The 20,457-nt window shown below is 72.0% G+C and carries 16 protein-coding genes; 6 read left to right on the forward strand and 10 right to left on the reverse strand.

Going from position 1 to position 20,457, the window contains the following annotated elements; all coding sequences use genetic code 11:
• Positions 1-238 precede the first annotated feature (238 nt).
• Positions 239-1,201 carry an EamA family transporter RarD gene (rarD, locus tag OHB04_RS17575; protein ID WP_442815095.1) on the forward strand — a complete coding sequence of 321 codons (963 nt, stop codon included), beginning with the start codon at positions 239-241 and terminating at the stop codon, positions 1,199-1,201.
• On the opposite strand, the gene OHB04_RS17580 is transcribed toward rarD, so the two are convergent.
• From OHB04_RS17580 to OHB04_RS17595, 4 genes are all read right to left on the reverse strand, one after another.
• The gene (locus tag OHB04_RS17580; RefSeq protein ID WP_326688638.1) at positions 1,177-2,433 is read right to left on the reverse strand and encodes an NAD(P)/FAD-dependent oxidoreductase; all 1,257 of its coding nucleotides are present in this window, start codon (positions 2,431-2,433) and stop codon (positions 1,177-1,179) included. The genes rarD and OHB04_RS17580 overlap by 25 nt on opposite strands.
• A 178-nt stretch (positions 2,434-2,611) precedes the next feature.
• Positions 2,612-3,364, reverse strand: a complete 753-nt coding sequence (locus tag OHB04_RS17585; protein WP_326809467.1) for an amino acid ABC transporter ATP-binding protein — start codon at positions 3,362-3,364, stop codon at positions 2,612-2,614.
• A gap of 5 nt (positions 3,365-3,369) precedes the next feature.
• On the reverse strand, positions 3,370-4,329 hold the full coding sequence (locus OHB04_RS17590; RefSeq protein WP_326688640.1) for an amino acid ABC transporter permease: 960 nt from the start codon (positions 4,327-4,329) through the stop codon (positions 3,370-3,372).
• The gene (locus OHB04_RS17595; RefSeq protein ID WP_326688641.1) at positions 4,326-5,264 is read right to left on the reverse strand and encodes an ABC transporter substrate-binding protein; all 939 of its coding nucleotides are present in this window, start codon (positions 5,262-5,264) and stop codon (positions 4,326-4,328) included. Before OHB04_RS17595 ends, OHB04_RS17590 begins: the two co-directional genes overlap by 4 nt.
• Before the next feature lie 119 nt (positions 5,265-5,383).
• Between OHB04_RS17595 and OHB04_RS17600 the strand changes: the two genes are divergently transcribed.
• Positions 5,384-6,319: a LysR family transcriptional regulator gene (locus OHB04_RS17600; RefSeq protein ID WP_326688642.1), complete on the forward strand. Its 936-nt coding sequence runs from the start codon at positions 5,384-5,386 to the stop codon at positions 6,317-6,319.
• 59 nt (positions 6,320-6,378) lie between these two features.
• Here OHB04_RS17600 and OHB04_RS17605 read toward each other — a convergent pair whose 3' ends face one another.
• The 4 genes from OHB04_RS17605 to OHB04_RS17620 all read right to left on the reverse strand — a co-directional run bounded on the left by OHB04_RS17605 (position 6,379) and on the right by OHB04_RS17620 (position 10,959).
• Positions 6,379-7,338 carry an ABC transporter permease gene (locus OHB04_RS17605; RefSeq protein ID WP_326807773.1) on the reverse strand — a complete coding sequence of 320 codons (960 nt, stop codon included), beginning with the start codon at positions 7,336-7,338 and terminating at the stop codon, positions 6,379-6,381.
• Positions 7,325-8,287: an ABC transporter ATP-binding protein gene (locus tag OHB04_RS17610; protein ID WP_326688644.1), complete on the reverse strand. Its 963-nt coding sequence runs from the start codon at positions 8,285-8,287 to the stop codon at positions 7,325-7,327. Before OHB04_RS17610 ends, OHB04_RS17605 begins: the two co-directional genes overlap by 14 nt.
• 52 nt (positions 8,288-8,339) lie before the next feature.
• The gene (locus OHB04_RS17615; protein WP_326807774.1) at positions 8,340-9,575 is read right to left on the reverse strand and encodes a LolA family protein; all 1,236 of its coding nucleotides are present in this window, start codon (positions 9,573-9,575) and stop codon (positions 8,340-8,342) included.
• Positions 9,576-9,945: 370 nt separating this feature from the next.
• On the reverse strand, positions 9,946-10,959 hold the full coding sequence (locus OHB04_RS17620; protein ID WP_326688646.1) for a polyprenyl synthetase family protein: 1,014 nt from the start codon (positions 10,957-10,959) through the stop codon (positions 9,946-9,948).
• A 305-nt stretch (positions 10,960-11,264) separates the two neighbouring features.
• Here OHB04_RS17620 and OHB04_RS17625 point away from each other — a divergent pair, with 305 nt between their 5' ends.
• Positions 11,265-12,815, forward strand: a complete 1,551-nt coding sequence (locus OHB04_RS17625) for a peptide MFS transporter (RefSeq protein ID WP_326807775.1) — start codon at positions 11,265-11,267, stop codon at positions 12,813-12,815.
• Between the two features lie 30 nt (positions 12,816-12,845).
• Positions 12,846-14,891, forward strand: a complete 2,046-nt coding sequence (locus tag OHB04_RS17630) for a CocE/NonD family hydrolase (RefSeq protein WP_326807776.1) — start codon at positions 12,846-12,848, stop codon at positions 14,889-14,891.
• Positions 14,892-14,990: 99 nt separating this feature from the next.
• Here the strand turns inward: OHB04_RS17630 and OHB04_RS17635 are convergent, their stop codons facing one another.
• Positions 14,991-16,244: an FAD-dependent oxidoreductase gene (locus tag OHB04_RS17635; protein ID WP_326807777.1), complete on the reverse strand. Its 1,254-nt coding sequence runs from the start codon at positions 16,242-16,244 to the stop codon at positions 14,991-14,993.
• Between the two features lie 2 nt (positions 16,245-16,246).
• Positions 16,247-17,479, reverse strand: coding sequence for a carboxylate--amine ligase (locus OHB04_RS17640; protein WP_326807778.1), 1,233 nt, complete (start codon positions 17,477-17,479; stop codon positions 16,247-16,249).
• A 374-nt stretch (positions 17,480-17,853) separates the two neighbouring features.
• Here OHB04_RS17640 and fahA point away from each other — a divergent pair, with 374 nt between their 5' ends.
• Positions 17,854-19,065: a fumarylacetoacetase gene (gene fahA / locus OHB04_RS17645; protein WP_326807779.1), complete on the forward strand. Its 1,212-nt coding sequence runs from the start codon at positions 17,854-17,856 to the stop codon at positions 19,063-19,065.
• 142 nt (positions 19,066-19,207) lie between these two features.
• Positions 19,208-20,407 (forward strand): right-handed parallel beta-helix repeat-containing protein, encoded by a 1,200-nt coding sequence (locus OHB04_RS17650; protein WP_326807780.1) that lies wholly within the window; start codon positions 19,208-19,210, stop codon positions 20,405-20,407.
• Positions 20,408-20,457 lie beyond the last annotated feature (50 nt).

A 20,457-nucleotide genomic window follows, 5' to 3' on the forward strand; every position in this document is an offset into this window, starting at 1 on the left:
CCCACCCGCGGACCAGCTCTTGTCCCGCCCGGACAGCCCCCGTGCTGCCCGGACAGCCCCGTGCTGCCCGGACGGCCTTGTGTCGCGCGGCGGCGACAGGACCAAAACTCAAAACGGGAATGACAGAGCGCCGTCCGACCGTTACCTTCTGGGAGCCGGAAGTTGTACGGAGGGGGCACTCGTGAGCGCACAGACATCGAGCCGCACAGGTCTGCTGTACGGATTCGCCGCGTACGGCATGTGGGGGCTGCTCCCGCTGTACTGGCACGCGCTCGCCCAGACCGGCGCCGGTGAGGTGCTGGCCCACCGCATGGTGTGGTCGCTGCCGACGGCGCTGGTGGTCCTGGCCCTGGTGCGCCGCTGGTCGTGGATCCCCGCCCTGCTCCGGCAGCCGAAGAAGCTGGGTCTGGTGGTGCTGGCCTCGCTGGTCATCTCCGCCAACTGGGGCCTGTTCATCTGGGCCATCAGCGAGGACCGAGTACTGGAATCGTCCCTCGGCTACTTCATCAACCCGCTGGTCTCCATAGCCTTCGGCGTGCTGCTGCTGCGCGAGAGGCTGCGCGTCGCGCAGTGGGTGGCCGTCGGCATCGGCGCCCTCGCGGTCGTCGTGATGACCCTCGCCTACGGCAGGCTGCCGTGGCTGTCACTGTGCCTGGCGCTCAGCTTCGCGACGTACGGCCTGATCAAGAAGCGCATCAAGCTGGACGGTGTGGAGGGCTTCAGCGCCGAGACCGCCGTGCAGTTCCTGCCCGCGCTCGGCTTCCTCAGCTACCTCGGCGTGCGCGGCGAGTCCACGTTCGTCTCCGACGGTGTCGGCCACACCCTGCTCCTGGTCTTCTGCGGCGTGGCGACGGCGTTGCCGCTGATCTTCTTCGGCGGCGCGGCCGTACGCCTGCCGCTGTCCACGATCGGACTGCTCCAGTACTTGGCCCCGGCCTTCATGTTCCTGCTCGGGCTCACCGTCTTCCACGAGGAGATGCCCCCCGAGCGCTGGGCGGGCTTCGGCCTGGTGTGGGCGGCTTTGTGCCTCCTGACCTGGGACGCGCTCCGCGCCGCCGGCCAGGGCCGCGCGGCGCTGCGCGCGGCGGCCGAACGGGCGCGCGAGCTGGAGGCGGAAGAGCGGGAGACGGCGCACGAGCTGGAGCCCCAGGGGCCGCCCCAGGCCCAGGCTCAGGCTCAGCCCTCCGTTTCCACGCGGTAGCCGCTCATCACGGCCAGGCTCTCGTCCCGTACCGGCCGCGAGGTGTCGCGGTCCGGACGGTACGGCTCCAGTTCGCCGGCCACCGCACCCGAGGAGATCTCGCGCGCCGCCAGCAGACCCAGCAGCGGCGCGAGGGTCACCCCGCTGTGGGTGACGACGGTGTAGAGCCCCGGCGCCTCCGGGTGCGGGCCCACCAGCGGAAGCCCGTCCTCCGGTACGGGGCGCACGCCCACCCGCAGCCCGGCCAGCGAGCCGGTGCGCAGCGCGGGCAGCACCTCGGCGCAGTGCGCCAGCAGATCGGCCCCGGCGGGGACGGCGGTCTCCGCCGACGGGTCCAGCAGCCCGTCCACCGCCCAGGAGATCGCGCACACCCTGCCCCCCGGCGCCGGGCGCAGATCCACCCCCGGGGTGGCCAGGATCGCGCCGAGCGGCCCCTCCGGCAGCGGCACCGACTCGCCCACCAGTCCGGGTATCTGCCGCAGCGGCAGCTCTACACCCGCCATCGCCGCGATCCGCCCGGCATCCGGCCCCGCGCAGTTGACGACGTGATCCGCCTCCCAGGTGCGGCCCCGCGCGACGACCCCCAGCACCCGGCCGCCGCCCGCTCCGGAGGCCCCGCCTTCCCCGCCCTCGCGCAGCAGCCCCGTCACCGGGGTGTCGTAGCGGATCTCGGCGCCGAGTACGGCGGCCCGGTCCAGCAGGGCGCGGGCCAGCGCCGGCGCGTCGTACCAGGCGGCGTCGTCGTGCACGACCAGTTCGTCCGCACGGCAGGAGGCCGGGTCGGCGGCGGGGGCGAGAGTGCGCAGTTCGGCGGGGTCCGCCGTACGGCACGCGTGGCCCCAGCCGGCGAGGCGCTCGGCGCGCTCGCGGATGGTGCGCCGCTCGGCGTCGGTGTGGCCCCACTGCACCAGCGGTGCCGGGTGCCGCCAGGCCTCGTGGCCCTCCAGTTCGCGGTGCAGCACGGAGCTGCGGCGGTTCAGCTCGAAGTAGGAGTACGGGGTCTTCAGGTGTGTGACGTCGATGGAGAAGGTGGCACTGGAGGTGCGCTGGGCGGGGCCCGCGGCGTCGAGCACGGTGACGCTGACACCCGCTTCGGCCAGCCGGTGCGCGGTGGCGGCGCCGATCACTCCGGCGCCGATGACGAGGGCGCGGGGCGCGCGCGCTCCGCACGCGCGGGCTCCGGACACGGCGGCTCCGGACTCGGCAGCTCCGGACCTGGGGTCTCGGGTCATGAGGGTTTCTCGTGCTTCCTGTGGTTCGTGATGAGTACGGGGAGGAGCGGGAGGTTCCGGAAGCGCGGAAGGCATGGCGGGCCCGGGAGAGACGGGGCTTCACCGGGTGGCCTTGCTCAAGGCGTCGCAGAACCCTGCCGCTTCACAGAGCCCTGCCGCTTCACAGGACAGGGCCGCTTCACAGCACCTTGCTCAAGAACGCGCGGGTGCGCTCGTGCCGCGGGTCGCCCAGGACGGCCTCGGGGGTGCCGGACTCGACGACGACCCCGTCGTCCATGAAGACCAGCGAGTCCCCGACCTCGCGGGCGAAGCCCATCTCGTGGGTGACGACGACCATCGTCATGCCGTCCTCGGCGAGCGCGCGCATCACATCCAGGACCTCGCCCACCAGTTCGGGGTCGAGCGCGGAGGTGGGCTCGTCGAAGAGCATCAGCTCGGGCTCCATCGCCAGGGCACGGGCGATGGCCACCCGCTGCTGCTGGCCGCCGGACAGCTGGGAGGGGTAGCTGTCCGCCTTGTCGCCGAGCCCGACCCTGGCGAGCAGCTTCTCGCCGCGCGCCCGCGCCTTCTCCTTGGGCTCCTTCTTGACCTGGACGGGAGCCTCGGTGATGTTCTCCAGCGCGGTCATGTGCGGGAAGAGGTTGAAGCGCTGGAAGACCATGCCGATGCCCTGGCGGCGCTGGGAGACGGCCTTCTCGCTCAGCTCGTGCAGCTTGCCGTCGCGCTCCTCGTAGCCGACGAGCCGGTCGCGTACGTACAGGCGTCCCCGGTCGATGCGCTCCAGGTGGTTGACGCAGCGCAGGAAGGTGGACTTGCCGGAGCCCGAGGGGCCCACCAGGCACATGACCTCGCCGGGATCGACGCTCAGGTCGATGCCCTGGAGCACCTGGACGGCGCCGAAGTTCTTGTGGACGGCCTCGGCCTTGATCACGGATGTCAACGGGTCGCCTCCGTACGGTCGTTCGCGCGTGCCGCGCCCAGTCCGGCGCGCAGCCGCTGGAGCGGGGTGGGCGGCAGCGCGCGGCCGGCGCCGCGTCCGTAGCGCCGCTCCAGGTAGTACTGCCCGACGTTCAGCACCGAGGTCGCCACGAGGTACCAGAAGCAGGCGACGACCAGCAGCGGCACCTGCTGGAAGTTGCGGGAGTAGATGCCCTGGATCGAGGTGAGCAGCTCGGGCACGGCGATGGCGAAGACCAGCGAGGTCGTCTTCAGCATCGAGATGGCCTGGTTGCCGGTGGGCGGGATGATGATGCGCAGCGCCTGCGGCAGCACGATGCGGCGCAGGGTCTGGGCGCGCGACATCCCGAGCGCCGCGGCGGCCTCGTTCTGCCCGTCGTCGACGGAGCTGATGCCGGCGCGGACGATCTCGGCCATGTACGCGGCCTCGTGCAGGCCCAGGCCGAGGACGGCCGCCGCCATCTGGGTGATGAGGGTGTTGGTGTCCGCCTCGATGAACGTCGGGCCCCAGGGGATGCCGAGTCCGACCTTCGGCACGATCGCCGAGAGGAAATACCAGAACAGCAGCTGCACCAGCAGCGGGGTGCCGCGGAAGACCCAGATGTAGCACCAGCTGAGGTTGGCCAGGATCGGATTCGCCGACATCCGCAGTACGGCGAGGAGGACGCCGCCGACGATGCCGATGGTCATGGCCAACGCCGTCAGCAGCAGCGTCGTGCGCAGCCCTTCCATGATCACCGGCGAGAAGAGGAACTCCCCCACCGTGCCCCACCGCATACGGGGATTGGTGATCCAGCCCTCCAGCAGGAAGACCAGCAAGAACAGCAGCGCGAGGGCCGCGATCCGCAGCCCGGGGCGGCGCAGCGGCACGGAGCGCAGGGAGGCCGCGGGGGCCGGTCCGGCCGGGCCCGCCGGAGTGCGGGTGAGCGCGTCGGTCATGCCGCTCCCCCGTTCACCGTGGCGCGCTCCAGGGCGCCGGAGCCGATCTTCCACTGCTTGAGGATCTTCTTGTAGGTGCCGTTGTCGATGAGCTTTTGCAGGGCACCCTGAACGGCTCGTACCACGTTCCGGTCCTCCTTGTTGATCAGGATTCCGTACGGCAGGAAGCGGTACGGCTCCCCCGCGGTGCGGAATCTGCCGTGCGACATCTCCGCCTGGTAGTTGACGGTGGGGGTGCCGCCGACGAAGGCGTCGGCGCGGCCGGTGGACAGGGCCTGGAAGCAGCCGACCGAGTCGGGGAAGACCAGCTTCTCCAGCTTCGGCCGGCCCGCCGCCGCGCACTTGGCGGCCTGCGCGCCCACGTCGTCCACCTGCGAGGTGCCCTGCTCGACGGCGACCTTGCTGCCGCACAGGCTCTTCAGCGAGCGGACGCGGTCGGCCGCCTGTTCGGCGACGAGGATGGAGCTGCTGGTCTTCATGTAGTCGACGAAGGTGACCTGGCCCTGGCGCTCCTTCTTGTCGAGCATCGCCTGGATCGCCACGTCGTAGCGGCGCGACTGGACGCCGCCGATGATGCTGTCGAAGTTCGCCTGCACCATCTTGACCTTCACGCCGAGCACCTGGCCCACCGCGCGGATGAGGTCGGGCTCGGCGCCGATGACGGTCTTGTTGTCGATGTCGAGGAGCGAGAGCGGCGGGTAGTCGTTGCCGACGGCCGAGACGAGGGCGCCCTTGTCGCGGATCTTCCCCGGGAGCAGGGCGCGCAGCTCGGGGTCGGTGCGCTGGTCCGGCACCTTGGACTTGTTGACGGTCGCGGCGCCTCCGCACCCGGTGGCGGTCAGTGTGAGGAGCCCCGCGAGCGCGAGGGGAAGAGCGGCGGCACGGGCGCGCGTGTGCGGCCTGTGCCTCCAGTGCCTCCAGTGCTTCAGGCGCACGGGGTCTCCTTCCGGAGGTCCTGGTTCCGATGGGGTGGACGCCCAATCTGCGGGACGCCGGGAGCCCAGGCAAGATGAGAGAGAGTGAGCCTTTTCGCACAAGGTGTTAAGTTCCGCTGATGCTGACTCCTCCGCAGTTGCAGGCCGTCCGCGAGGTCGTCGCCACCGGTTCGTTCCGTACGGCGGCCCGTCGGCTGGGCTATACACCTTCGGCGGTCTCCCAGCAGATCGCCGGCATCGAGCGCGCCCTTGGCGTGTCCCTGTTCACGCGGTCACCGCGCAGCGTGCGCCCGACGCCCGCCGGGCTTCAGCTGGCCGGGCGTGCCGAGCGGCTGCTGGCGGACCTGTCGGCGGCGGAGGAGGAGATGCGCGGCTACGCGGCGGCCGAGCGGGGGCGGCTGCGGCTGGGCAGCTTCTGGTCGGCCGGCTACCGCCTGGTGCCCACCGTGCTCACCGGCTTCCTGCGCGACCGGCCCCAGGTGGAGGTCCGCTACGAGGAGGGTGACCCGCAGGTGACCGTGCCCGCCGTGCTGGAGGGGCGGCTGGATCTGGCGGTCGTCTTCGAGTACGGCGTGGTGCCGCAGGAGTGGCCGGAGGGCCTGGAGCACACGCTGGTGCTGGAGGAGCCGCTCTATGTGCTGCTGCCACCGGGCCACCGGCTGGCGGGGCGCGGCCAGATCCGCCTGGCGGACCTGCGCCACGAGCGCTGGATCAGCTACCACGAGGACACCGACGCCTCGCGCTGTCTCCAGCACATCTGCGCCGCCGGAGGCTTCCGCCCCGAGGTGCTGTTCCGTACGAACGACTACAACCTGCCCTATGAGCTGGTCCGCCGGGGGCTGGGCGTCGCGCTCGCTCCGGAGCTGGCGGTCGTCGATCCGCCGGGGGATCCGGCCGCCCACCTCGTCCGCCTCACCGGCCCCGCCCACACCCGCCGTATCTACGCCACCCGCCGCACCACGGACCCCAGCCCGTTCCTCCCCCAGGCCCTCGAACTGCTCCACAGCGCCACCGAGGCCCTTCCCCCTCGGGAGGGGCTGGCGACGGTGGTGTGAGGGGAATCGAAAGGGAGGGCCGGTCGCTCAGGCCGTGATGCCGCGGCCGGTGAAGTCGCTCAGGCCGTGATGTCGCGGCCGGTGAAGCGGGCCCAGGCCGCCGAGGTGAAAAGGGCGGTGTAGAGGGCCTGGAGACCGAGGTTCTTGAGGACCTCGTCCCAGTAGACCGGGTCGCGCAGCAGGTCGGCGAAGCTCAGCCAGTAGTTGGGGAACAGATACGGGTGGACCGCGTGCAGCTGCGGGATGGTGTTGACGATCTGCACGGTGATCAGCAGCCCGACCGTCGCGGCCATGGCGGCGATGCCGCTGTTGGTGAGCGTCGAGATGAACAGGCCCAGCGCGGCGAGCCCGACGAGGCTGACGGCGACCGCGACGGCGATGGCCAGCGCACGCAACAGCCCCTCGCCGAAGGAGACGGTCATGCCGGACAGCAAGGTGACTTCGCCGGTGGGGAAGAGCAGGGCACCGGTGATCAGCGCGGAGACGGCGACGGTGAGGGTGGCGGCCAGGCAGAAGGCCAGGATGGTGGTGAACTTCGCCGCCAGCAGCCGCGTACGCCCCGCCGGGGCGACCAGCAGATAGCGCAGGGTGCCGCCACCGGCCTCGCCGGCGACGGAGTCGCCCGCGATGACGCCGACGGTCATCGGCAAGAAGAACGGGAGCGTGGCGGCCAACGAGGTGAAGACCAGGAACAGGCCGTTGTTGGTGACCTGGGAGATGAACGCGGGGCCGCCCTCCTCCCCGCCGCCGCCGATCGAACCGCCGTCACTGGTCTCGATCCTGACGGCGATGCCGACCAGCACCGGCACGGCGGCCAGCACCGCCAGCAGGGCCAGGGTGCGCCAGCGGCGGAAGGTGATGACCAGCTCGCTGCGGAAGAGCCCCAGCGACCACAGCGGACGGGCCCGCACGGCGCCGCCAGCCGGAACCCGCGCGGCCTCCGCCCCGGCACCCGCTTCCACGCCCGTCTCCGCGTCCGTTTCCACGCCCGTCTCAGCGCCCGTCTCAGCCCGCGACATCGAAGCCCTCCCCGGTGAGCGAGACGAACACGTCCTCCAGCGAGGCACGCGTCATGCCGAACGAACGGACCCGGACACCGGCCGTCACGAGCGCGGTGTTCAGCTCGGCGAGCTCGCCCGGGGGCGGGTCTCCGGTGAGCTGTTCGCCGTCGGTGACCAGGTCGGTCACCCCGTGCTCCTTCAGCACCCTGGCGGCCTCGGCCGGGTCGGGCGTGGTGACGGCCAGCCTGCCTCGGGCCCCGGCCGACATCTCGGCGACGGTGCCCTGGGTGACCAGCCGGCCCCGGTTCATCACGGCGGTGTGGGTGCAGACCTGCTCGATCTCGTCCAGCAGGTGGGAGGAGAGGAAGACGGTGATCCCGTCCCCCGCCAGCTCCCGTACGAGGGCGCGGATCTCCCGCATGCCCTGCGGGTCGAGGCCGTTGGTCGGCTCGTCCAGGACCAGCAGCTCGCGCGGCTGGAGCAGGGCCGCGGCCAGTCCGAGGCGCTGCTTCATGCCGAGCGAGTAGGCCCGCGCCTTCTTGCCCGCCGCCGCGGACAGCCCCACCCGCTCCAGCGCCCGCTCCACCCGGGCCGTACGGGTCCCGGGGTCGGCGGTGGGGTCGGCGGCGTCGTAGCGCAGGAGGTTGTCGCGGCCGGAGAGGAAGCCGTAGAGCGCGGGCCCTTCGATGAGCGCGCCCACCCTCGGCAGGACGCGCCGCACCGCGGCTGGCATGGGCTCGCCCAGTACGTGCGCGCTGCCGCTGGTGGACTCGATGAGGCCGAGCAGCATCCGGATGGTGGTGGTCTTCCCCGAGCCGTTGGGCCCGAGGAAGCCGAAGACGCTGCCGCGCGGGACGGAGAGATCGAGGGTGTCGACGGCGAGCTGTCCGCCGCGGAAGCGCTTGGTGAGTCCCTGGGTCGAGATCACGGCGCTCTCGTCGGTGCGCGCGGCGGCCGGCTCTGCCATGTGCTCCCCTCAATCCCTCTCGTCCTGCTCGGATGGCGTCACTCGGCCCGCGTTATTCGGCGGCGGCGTTCGCGGCCTTGACCAGGCCCTCCTTGGTCACGGCCCCGACGTAGACCTTGCCGTCGTCCGTCATCAGGGCGTTGACGAGGCGGGTGCTGAAGACCCGTCCGGTGCCGAAGTCGCCCTTGACCTCGTCGGTGAAGCTGTCGAGCATCTTCTGCCCGTCGCCCTTGCCGGAGGCGCCGTTCTTGCTGCCGACGCCGCCCGGCAGGCCGGTGTCCAGCTCGGCGACCTTGCCCCAGTCGCTCGCGCCCTTGTTGACGATGTCGAGCCCGGACAGGTCCGGCTTGCCGCCCTTCGCCGCGTCGTCCGCCTTCTCGTGCGGCTTGGCCTCGGTGACCTTGGCCCCCTTCGGGGGCTTGAAGTCGAAGGCCCCGGCGTCGGGCTCGCCGAAGTCGACCTTGGTGTAGGCCACGTCGACGGCGGGCTTGTCGCCGTCCTTCGGGGTGAGCGTGAACTTCAGCGGCACGCCGTTCTTCGCGTCGACGCCTATGCGGACCGACTCGATGGTGGAGTCGGGCGCGTTCTTGGGCTTGAGGACGAGCTGGTAGGCGTCGCGGCCCGCGATCTTCGCGGTGCCGTCGACGCTCACGGACGTGGACTTGCCGACCGCCTTGAGGGCCTGCTTGGCCGCCTTCTGCGGGGTGACCCCGTCGGGCGCCGCCGGTCCGCCCTTGCCGTGCCCGCCCTTGCCGTGCCCGTCCCTGGGCGCCTTGGCGTGCCAGGCGGTGTTGCTGGCGCTGTCGAACGCCCATACGTCCTGGGAGTTGCGGACGACGCTGTACTCGGCGGCGTCCTCGATGACGGAGAGGCGCTGCTTGTCGGGGCCGTCGGCGGCGAAGCGCAGGGTGTGCTCGCCGGAGGCCAGCTCCATGAGCTTCTTGTCGGGCGAGGCGTCCGGCTTGCCCTTGGCGCCGCCCTCGCCGCCCTCGCCGCCCTTGTGCTGGCTCTGCGGCCCGCCGCCGAAGCCGCCGCCGCCCGCGCCGCCCGGCAGGGAGGGCAGGCCGAGGTCGGTGTTGACCTTGATGGTGCCGGACATGTGGTCGACGTTCGACTTGGCCACCTTGGCGACCAGGTCCTCCGCCGTGATCTTCGGAAGGTCGGGATCACCGGAGCTGGCGAGCGCGGGGACCAGCCCGACGGTCGCCGCGGCGATACCCGCGACGGCGGCCGGTACGCCGTACCGCACCGCCTTGCGCCGGGAATTCCTCGGTTGGATCTGTGCCATCTGTCTGTCCTACCTCCGTGATCGGCGGCGGTCTGTAGGTCGCACTCGTCCACCCCTTGCCGCCATTCTCACCCGAATCGGTGCGGGGGTGCATGCCTCCCATGGCATCAAATCCAGCGGCCCTTGGCGTCAGCCGCCGGAGGCAGATCGCCGTACTCCCCCGGGATGACGGCCCTACGCCTGCGGGTTGGCCGGCGCGGAGCGCATCTCAGGGGTGCGGAGCCGCAGTTCAGCCGGACCGCCGGGCACTCGGCCCACCGGACACCCGGACCGCCCGGCACACGGCCCGCCCCCAGAATTCGGCTTCAGCCCACGCGGGACGCGGGTTCAGCCCACGCAGGATTCGGGTTCAGCCCACGCAGGACACGCTTCAGCCCGCGCGGTGCACCACGGACGTGCAGAGCGCCGAGAGCGCGGCCTTCGCGGCGTTGTCGGGAAGCGGGGCCAGCGTCTCGCGGGCCTCGTCGGCGTAGCGGACCGTCGCGCGGCGGGCCTGTTCCAGCGCCGGGTGCGCCCGCAGCCCGGCCAGCGCTTCCGCGAGCCGCGCGTCGTCGCTCAGGTCCCCGCCCAGGAGGGCGGCCAGCTCGCGGTCCTCGGCGGTGCACTCCGGGGAGGCGGCCCGCTCGCGCACGTACAGCACCGGCAGGGTGGGGATGCCCTCGCGCAGGTCGGTGCCGGGGGTCTTGCCCGACTCCCGTTCGTCGCTGGCGATGTCGAGGACGTCGTCGGCGAGCTGGAAGGCGACCCCGACGCGCTCGCAGTACTGGGTCAGCACCGAGACGGTGCGCTCGTCGGCGCCGGACATCATCGCGCCGAAGCGGCCCGCGACGGCGATCAGCGAGCCGGTCTTGCCCGCGATCACGTCGAGGTAGTGGTCGATCGGGTCCTGGCCCTCGGAAGGTCCGGCCGTCTCCAGGATCTGGCCGGTGACGAGGCGTTCGAACGCCTCGGCCTGGATGCGCACGGCCTCCGGGCCGAGGTCGGCCAGTATGTGCGAGGCACGCGCGAAGAGGAAGTCTCCGGTGAGGACGGCGACGGAGTTGTCCCAGTTGGCGTTGGCGCTGGGCACCCCGCGCCGCACGTCGGCCTCGTCCATGACGTCGTCGTGGTAGAGCGTGGCGAGGTGGGTCAGCTCGACCACCACGGCCGAGGGGACGACACCGGGCGCGTGCGGATCGCCGAACTGCGCCCCGAGCATCACCAGCAGCGGCCGGAACCGCTTCCCGCCGGCCCGCACCAGGTGCTGCGCGGCCTCCGTGATGAAGGGGACGTCGCTCTTCGTGGCCTCGATGAGGCCCTCTTCGACGGCCGCCAACCCGGCCTGGACATCTGCTTCAAGAGCCTGGTCCCGCACGCTCAGCCCGAAGGGCCCGACGTCGGTCACGAGGGGTACTCCTGTCTGCGTACGTGGAAGAACGAGTGGAAGGAACGATCAGCGGCGCTCGGATCGTGCGATGTCACGTTCTCTCATTGGCCGAGTGCCACCCAACCGGTTGAGTGCCACCGTCTTCTGGCAGCGTAACCGGTCACACAACGATCACGGTCGGCGCCTGCCCAGCAGACCTCTCTTGGCGCGCCATGCCGGGATATACGGGATATGTTGCAGGTCACCCTTTGGGTGCGGTTTGCGGATGTGCGTCCGGGAGAGCAGAGGCACTCGAATCACCGAACGTGTCAGGAGCAACCCCTGTGTCCCCCAGATCCAGCCGAGAGCCCGACCGGGAACGGGACCCGGACAGCAGCGAGCCTACGGGCAACGGCGATCAGGCGGCGGACGAGCGCGACGAGCGCGATCACCGGTTCCTGGGCCACCCGCTGGGCCTGCTGACCCTCTCGGGGCTGGAGGTCTGGGAGCGCTTCTCCTTCCTGGGCATGCAGGCCATCCTGGTGCTGTTCTTCTCCGCCTCCGAGGCCGACAACGGCCTCGGCATGACGCCCGGCGCCGCCGCCTCGGTCGCCGCCGGCTACAGCACCCTGGTCTATCTGCTGTCGGTGGCCGGCGGCTGGATCGCCGACCGGATGCTGGGCTCGTACCGCTCGGTGCTCTACGGAGGCGTGCTCATCGCCTGCGGCCACTACGCGATGGCCGTACCGGTGGACGCCCTCACCTGGATCGGCCTCGGCCTGATCAGCGCGGGCACCGGCATGCTCAAGCCGAACGTGGCCGCCATGGTCGGCAAGCTCTACAGCGCCACCGACGAGCGCCGCGACGCCGGGTTCTCCCTCTACTACATGAGCATCAACGTGGGCGCCTTCTTCGGTCCCATCGTCACCGGGCTGCTCGGCGAGGACATCGACTGGCACTGGGGCTTCTCGGCGGCGGCCGTCGGCATGACCCTCGGCCTCATCCAGTACGTCGCCGGGCGCCGCCGGCTGGCCGGGCGCAAGGAGAGCGCCGAGTTCGCGCTGCCCCCGGCCGCCATGCGGCGCGCGACATGGCTGATCGTGGCCGGCGTCCTGGTGTGCGCGGCGCTGTGCGTGGCGCTGTCCCTGGCGGGCGCGCTGACGCTCTCGGGCTTCGTGGACGCGCTCACCTACGCGTCGATGGCCGCGCCCCTCGTCTACTTCACGGTGATCTGGCGCAGCCCCCGGGTCAGCGCCGCCGAGCGCGGCAGGCTGCGGCCGTTCCTGGTGCTGTGGCTGGCCTCGGTCGCGTTCAACTTCGTGCTCTTCCAGTCCTACACCGTGCTCGTCCTGCTCACCGACGCCCATGTGAACACCAGCGTCTTCGGCTACCACGTGCCCTCCAGCTGGATCAGCTCCGCGCTGGGTGCCGTCTCGGTGCTCTCGGCGCCGTTCATCGCGGGCACCTGGCAGCGGATGGGCCCGCGCCAGCCGCACGCCTCCAACAAGCTGGCGCTCGGCGTCCTCCTGGGCGGCCTGGGCTTCTTCGTCCTGGTGCCGCCGCTGCTGGGCGCCTCGGGCGACGGCTGGCGGCTGAGCCTGGTGTGGATCGTGCTGGCCGTGCTGTTCATCGGTGTCGGCGATGTGCTGCTGGAGTCCACGGGGCTGTCCGCGACGAGCAAGCTGGCGCCCGCCGCCTTCAGCAGCCAGGCGCTGGCCCTGTGGTTCCTCTCGCTCGCGCTCGCCACCGGCGTCCAGGCCCAGACCGTGAAGTTCTACGGCGAGATCTCCGACAGCCTCTATTTCACGCTCAACGGCGCCGTCGCCGTCGTGGTCGCGCTGGCCGTCTTCGCCGTCGCGCCCTGGCTGCGCCGCACGATGCACCCCGTCCACTGAGCCCGCCCCCTGGTGTCCGAGGATTTTCTTATGCACATCCGCACAGCTGATCAGTTCCCCCACCAGGTCGTCCGTGAGGACCTGTGGATTCCGCTCCCGGACGGGAAATATCTGTACGCCCGGGTCTGGCGACCCGTGACGGACGAGCCGGTCCCCGTCCTGCTGGAGTACCTCCCCTACCGGCTCAGCGACTGGACGGCCCCGCGCGACGCGCAGCGCCACCCCTGGTACGCGGGCCACGGCTACGCCTCCGTGCGCGTGGATGTGCGCGGCCACGGCAACTCCGAGGGCCTGCCCGGCGACGAGTACGACGAGACGGAGCTGGCCGACGGCGAGGCCGTCATCGCCTGGCTCGCCGACCGGCCCTGGTCCAGCGGCAGGGTCGGCATGTTCGGCATCTCCTGGGGCGGCTTCAACAGCCTCCAGCTCGCGGCCCGCGCCCCCGAGGCGCTCAAGGCGATCGTCACCGTCTGCTCGGCGGACGACCGCTACGACAACGACGTGCACTACATGGGCGGCTCCGTCCTCGCCGTCGACATGCACGCCTGGGCCTCCACGATGCTCGCCTTCGTCTCCCGCCCGCCGGACCCGGCCCAGGTCGGCGAGGGGTGGCGGGAGATGTGGCAGCGCAGGCTGGAGGCCGTCGACCCGTTCATCCACACCTGGCTGGGCCACCAGTCCCGCGACGCGTACTGGCGGCAGGGCAGCGTGTGCGAGGACTACTCCACGGTCAAGGCCGCCGTCCTGGCCGTCGGCGGCTGGCACGACCCCTACCGCGACACGGTCCTGCGGCTCGTGGAGCACCTGCCCCGCGAGAGCGGCGCGCCGGTACGCGGGCTGATCGGCCCCTGGTCGCACCAGTATCCGGACCGCGGCCTGCCGCCGGGACCGGCCATCGGCTTCCTCCAGGAGACCTTGCGCTGGTGGGACAAGTGGCTCAAGCCCGAGGAGAGGACGGCGGCACCGGCCGGCGAGAAGGACGTCATGGACGAGCCGCTGCTGCGCTCGTGGATCAGCGAGTCGCACCCGCCCGCCACCGTCTACCCCCAGCTGGCCGGACGCTGGGTCGGCGACGGGGCCTGGCCCTCGCCCGCCGTCGCCATGACCCCCTACGAGCTGCCCGGCAGCGGCCCCGTACTGGTGCGCTCACCACAGCAGACCGGCGTGGACGCCGGCCGCTTCTTCCCGTTCGGGAACGACTCGGACCTGCCGCCGGACCAGCGCGAGGAGGACGGCCGCTCGGTCTGCTTCGACTCCGGCGCGCTGGAGGGCCGCGTGGAGGTGCTGGGACGGCCCCGGGTGCGGCTGCGCATCACCTCGGACGTGCCGCGCGGACAAGTCGTCGCACGGGTGTGCGACGTGGCGCCGGACGGGTCCTCGACGCTGGTCACCCGGGGCGTCCTCAACCTCGCCGCGCGGCACGGGCGCGACCAGGTCGTCGAGTGGGAGCCCGGTACCACCGAGGACGTCACCTTCGAACTGAACGGCATCGGGCACGCGTTCCCACCCGGCCACCGCATCCGCCTCGCCCTGTCCTCCGCGTACTGGCCCTGGATCTGGCCGCAGCCCGGAAGCGAGGCAGGCTGGGTCCTCGACCCCGGCGCCAGCACCCTGGAGCTGCCCGTACGCGACCCCGCCGCCGACGCGGGAAGCCCGCCGATCCGCTTCGCCGAGCCCGAACAGGCCGAACCCCTCGGCGTCCGCTACCCGGAGCCGGAGAACCAGCGGCCGGAACGCGTCGTCGTCCGCGATGTAGCCGCCGGCGAGTGGCGCCTGGAGGTCGACCCCCGCTACGGCGGCACCCGTGTCTACCCCGACGGCCTCGAATTCACCGAGGACGCGTTGGAGAGCTATGTCGTCCATGAGGGCGACCCCTTGAGCGCCTCGGCCCACTCGGCGTGGGAGATCCGCCTCCGCCGCCCCGACCTGGGCTGGGACGCCCGAGTCACCACCCGCTCCCGTTTGCGGGCTGACGGGGCGGACTTCATCGCCGTGAATGAGGTGCGCTGCGAGGACGGTGACGAGGAGGTGTTCCACCGGGTGTGGGAGCGGCGGATTCCGCGTACTGCGGGCTGAAAATCAGCCCCTCCGGCGTTTGAGGAGCGGGGGTGTGGGGGGGCGGAGCCCCCCACGAAAAAGGGAAGGGGCGAGGCGGGGGAAAAGGAGTCAGCGCCGTCAGGCACCAACAGCGGACCCAATTCGCCGGGAGGCGAACCCCGTGCCGACTACGAACCGCATCAACGGCCCGAACGAAGCCGCCGCGGCCAGCCCGGTGAAGTACAGCCCCGGCACGGACGAGGCGAACCCCGCCCCCAAGAGCGGCGCACCCCCCGACCGCACCAGCGCCGCCCGCAGCGCGGGGCCGAGGAAGCCGAGCGTGCCCAGATCCGCCCGGTATCCGGTGGCGGCGATCACATGGTCGCCCTCGACGGGCCCGCCGCCGCCCCCCAGTTCCAGCTCGACCCGCCCGTCGTCCCGCACACGGACCCCCGTCGGCGGACGGCCCTGGGTCACCCCGACCCGTCCGGTGAAGCGCTCCCGCAGCCACCAGGCGCCGAGCGGTCCCAGGACGCGGCGTACCAGTTCGTGGCGTACGGGCTCGGGCAGGTGCCGGAAGCCGCCCGCGCCGTGGGTGAGCCCGTACAGCGACCAGGCCCGCCCGAAGGGCGACTCGGGGCGGAGGCGGGGCTGGTGGTCGGGCGGTGCGCCGAAGCCGACGGCCCGCCGCCCGCGCGCGACCACCCGCACCGAGGCGGCCCCGGCCTCCGCCGCGAGCACGGCGGTCTCCAGCGCCGACTGGCCAGCGCCGACGACCAGCAGGTCGCGGCCCGCGAACCGGCCCAGGTCGCGGTGGTGGGAGCTGTGCGAGACGGGTCCGGCGGGCGAGGGCCCGTCGGGCACGGCGGCGGCCAGCTCGCGCGGCACGTACGCGGCGCCGCTCAGCCCGGTCGCGACCACCACGGCACGCGCGGCGCACACCTCGCCGCCGTCGAGCTTGACCTCGAAGCCGCCGGTGGCCCGCCGGTCGACGGCGACGACGCGCTCGGTCTCCAGCCCCGGCACCAGGCGCTGCTGGAACCACTGGCCGTAGCGGGCGAACGTCTCCACCGGCACCAGGTCCCAGTCGGACTCGTAGCGCCGCTCGCCCGCCGCGCGGCAGTAGTCGATGAGGGTGTGGCCCGGCTGTGGCGCGTCGATGTCCGAGGCCGCCGGGGTCGACTTGAGCAGCATTCCCGCCGGCATCTGCTCCCGCCACCCGGCCATCGGTTCCCCGAAGACCCGTACCCGCGCCCCGCGTGCGCGCAGATGTGCCGCGGCCGACAGCCCGTAGGGCCCCGCTCCGATCACCACGACGGCTTCCTCGTGGCGACGTACCCGGCCGGGTACCCGGCCGGGTACGCCCCCGGATACGCGGCGGTGTCCACTCATCCTCACCTGGTGTCTCCTTTGCGTCGGACGACTGACGAACTCCCGCGCGGGCCCCACAGCTGCCACAGGTGGCGGGCTCCCGGGCGGGCGAGCCGGACCAGCAGCACGGCGGCGGGCAGCGGGTCGTCCGCCGCCGCCCAGGCCAGCTCGGTGCCCTGCGCGCGGGTGTGCGACGGCGCGTGGGGCGTGCGGTAGCCGCGCCCGCGCCCGTACAGATAGGCGAGCCGCGCCGCCGGGTCGATGTGCTCCACGAGATAGCGGCGGCCCTCGCGCTGGACGCCCCCGGGCACGGCCCGCCCGGTCAGGTCCAGGTGCAGGGCGCGTACGACGTCCACGCCCGACTCGCTCTCGAACATCCGGAACTGGGCGCCCGTACGCGGGTTGAAGTCCAGCAGCTTGTAGCGGCCGTCGCGGCGGTCGAAGCGCCAGTCGAGGTCGAGGACCCCGGTGAAGCCGAGCCGCTTGACGAACCCGGCGGTCAGCTCGGCCAGTTCGGGGTTGGCCACGGTGCGGGCGGACGCCGTCATGCCCGCGTGCGGCGGCCACGAGCGGACCTTCACGCCGGTGAACAGCGCACGCGGCTCGCTCTCCGGGCTGAAGTAGCCGTGCACGATCCAGTCCTCCGCCTCCTCCAGCGGCAGGTACTCCTGGAGGAGCACACCGGGACTGTCCCCCCAACCACGGGCCATGGCCAGCAGTTCCCGCGCGGAGGAGACACGGGTGGTGCCGCCCACGGCGGGCCGGGCGCGGCGTACGAACGCCTCGCGGTTCTTGGCCACCATGGGAAAGCGGGCCCGCGCCGCGAACCACTCCACCTCGGCGTAGGTGCGCGGGGACACGCTGACGGGCGTGGCGATCCCGTGCTCCGTGCACAGCTCGTGCAGGCCCTGCTTGCTCGCCAGCCGCCGGGGCAGCTTGGGGGGCACCGGCGGGAAGAGGAAGTGGGCGCTCAGCTCGCGCTGGTGCTCGGCGATCAGGACCGCGGCTTCCTCGTCGGTCGGTATCAGCACAGCCGGGCCGCCCAGCCGCCGCGCCGTGGCCAGCAGCCCGGCCAGCAGCCGTTCGGCGGGCTCCCTGCCGGTGGTCGGCCACACGAACGCCTCCCGCAGATAGCGGGAGCGGGCGGCGGGGGTCCAGCGGTCCTCGGTGATCGCGTACATCGGCACCCCGAGCCGCCCGAGGCTGCGGATGGCGCCGACGCCGCCGTGGTGCAGCGGATAGTTTCCGATCTTCACGACCAGTCCGGGAACGGACCGGTCGGGCTCGGGGCTCCGGGCCCCTCCGGCGTCCCGTCCGAGCTTGCGCCGTGCGCGCCCTGGACCGCCGTGTGCACGCGTGCTCGCCACTCGTACCCACTCCCCCCAACGGGCACGACCCGTGGCATCACCAGGCAGCCGGACCGTCGAGAACAGCCCGGCACCGCCTGCGCCGCCGCGAAGCCCCCCTCCGCGCCGCCCCCTCCGTGCCCCGGCTCAGCACGCTAGGGCCGGACGTCCCGATCCGCCAGACCATTCGGGGCAATTGAGGCCACATGAGGTCACAGAGGCCATACCTTTGCCCCGCCTTTGCGTGCTTCACCACCGGGGTACGGGCCCATAACCTGACCCGTATGAGTGACACAGCCCTCTTCGGCCCGGACAACCTTCCGTACGGCCTCTTCAGCACACCGGACAGCCCCGGCCACCGCCGACTCGGTGTCCGGTACGGCGACGACGTGCTCGACGCGGGAGCCGCCGCCGTCGCCTTCGGCTCCGCACACGCCGACCTGCTCCAGCAGCCCTCGCTCAACCCCCTGATGGCCGCCGGGCGGAGCGTGTGGCAGTCCGTGCGGGCCGAGCTGCGCTCCTGGCTGACGGACGATGCCCACCGTGAGACGGCGGCCCGCCAGCTGCTGCCCCTGTCCGGGGTGCGGCTCCACCTGCCGTTCGAGGTCGCCGACTACGTCGACTTCTACGCGAGCGAGCACCACGCCACCAACGTCGGCCGCATCTTCCGCCCCGACAGCGACGCGCTCACCCCCAACTGGAAGCACCTGCCGATCGGTTACCACGGCCGCGCGGGCACCGTCGTCGTCTCCGGCACACCCGTCGTACGGCCCCACGGGCAGCGCAAGCCGCCGAACGAGCCGCTGCCGCTCTTCGGGCCCTCGCAGCGGCTGGACATCGAGGCCGAGGTCGGCTTCGTCGTCGGCACCCCCAGCGAGCTGGGCACCCCGGTCGGGCTCGACGGCTTCCGCGACCACGTCTTCGGCGTGACGCTGCTCAACGACTGGTCCGCGCGGGACCTGCAAGCCTGGGAGTACGTGCCGCTAGGCCCCTTCCTCGGCAAGTCCTTCGCCACCTCCGTCTCGCCGTGGATCACCCCGCTGGAGGCCCTGGACGCGGCCCGCGTGGCGCCTCCGCCGCGCGACTTCCCGCTGCTGCCCTACCTCGACGACTCGGCGGAGGGCGTCACCGACGGCGGGATCGACCTGCGGCTGACGGTGCGGCTGAACGGCCATGTGATCGCGGAGCCGCCGTTCTCCACGATGTACTGGACGGCGGCACAGCAGCTCGCCCACCTGACCGTGAACGGGGCCTCGCTGCGCACGGGCGACCTGTACGCGTCGGGCACCGTCAGCGGCCCTGAGCCCAGCCAGTTCGGCTCCCTCCTCGAACTGACGTGGGGCGGGCGCGAACCCCTGGAGCTCCCCGACGGAAAGCGGACGTTCCTCGAAGACGGCGACGAGGTGACCCTCAGCGCCTGGTGCCGGGGCCCGGCGGGCACCCGCCTGGGTCTTGGCGAGGTCAAGGGGCAGGTGCGGCCGGCCGCGGGCGGGTGAGCGCAAGCCGCGGGTGCGTGAACCGCGAGCCGCAGGGGTGTGACTCACGAGTGGAGCAACCTTTTTCGCCCGGGCGGCGACGGAGGTGCGGGTGCGCGCGGACAGTCGCGCGCACCTGTTCACCCCCACAGAAGGAGCACCAGTGACAAGCACACCGAAGCACCGTCGAAGAAGGAGCCTGACGGCGATAGCCGTGGCGGCCTCGGCCGCCGGTGGCACCGGGGGCTACCTCGCGATCGCTTCCCCCGGCGGTGCCGAGGCCGCGGCGGCCCGCGCCGTCGTCGTCGCCACGAACGGCAGCGACGACGGCGCGGGCACCGCGGCCGACCCCTACGCGACGCTGGAGAAGGCGTTCGACATCGCGAAGGCGGGCACCACCATCCAGGTCAAGGGCGGGACGTACTACCCCAGGAAGAGCCTGAAGAGCCAGGAGAACGGCACGGCGCGGGAGCCGATCACGCTGAAGCCGTACGGGACGGACCGGGTGAAGGTCGACGGGTCGAAGCTGCCCGAGGGCCAGTGGATCGTCGGGCTGGGCGGGGACCACTGGCACGTGAGCGACATGCGCTTCCGGAACGGCCCCGCGCACGGCTTCGTCGCCACCTCGTCCACCGGCGGGGTCTTCGAGAACCTCACCACCGAGGGCAACGGCGACTCCGGCTTCACGCTGCGCGGCGAGGGCACCGTGAACAACCTCGTCAAGAACCTCGACTCGTACGGCAACTACGACCCGGCCAACCACGGCCAGAACGCCGACGGTCTCGCCGTGAAGTTCGGTTCGGGCAAGGGCAACAAGGTCACCGGCGCACGGCTGTTCAACAACTCCGACGACGGCGCCGACCTGTGGAAGTTCGGGACCGGTCTGACGATCGAGCACTCCTGGGCCTACGGCAACGGGAAGAACCGCTGGAACGACGGCGCCTTCGAGGGCAACGGCAACGGCTTCAAACTCGGCGGCGACGGCACAGCCGCCGGCCACGTGGTGGACTACAACGCCGCCTGGGACAACCACCAGCACGGCTTCACCGAGAACAGCAACCCCGGCGCGATGCGGCTGAGCCGTAACACCGCCTATGCGAACGCCTCCGCCGGCTTCTACTTCGCCGAGGGCTCGTCCGAGCTGAGCCGGAACCTCGCCGCGGAGAACACGGCCGAGGCGGCCAAGACCGGCGGCTCCACCGTCTCCTCCGGCAACAGCTGGGACGACGGGGTCACCACCCCGCCCTTCGCCGGCACCGACCCGGCCTCTGCCACGGGCGCGCGGGGCGCGGGCGGCGCGCTGCCGGTCACGAAGTTCCTGACGGTGGACGCGGCGGCCGAGATCGGCTCGCCCATGAAGTGACGGCTCGAACGCCTCTCTTCGGCTGACGCGCTCTTCTCGTCCCTGTGCCC

Origin of the sequence: Streptomyces sp. NBC_01775, assembly GCF_035917675.1 — a bacterium.
GTDB lineage: Bacteria > Actinomycetota > Actinomycetes > Streptomycetales > Streptomycetaceae > Streptomyces.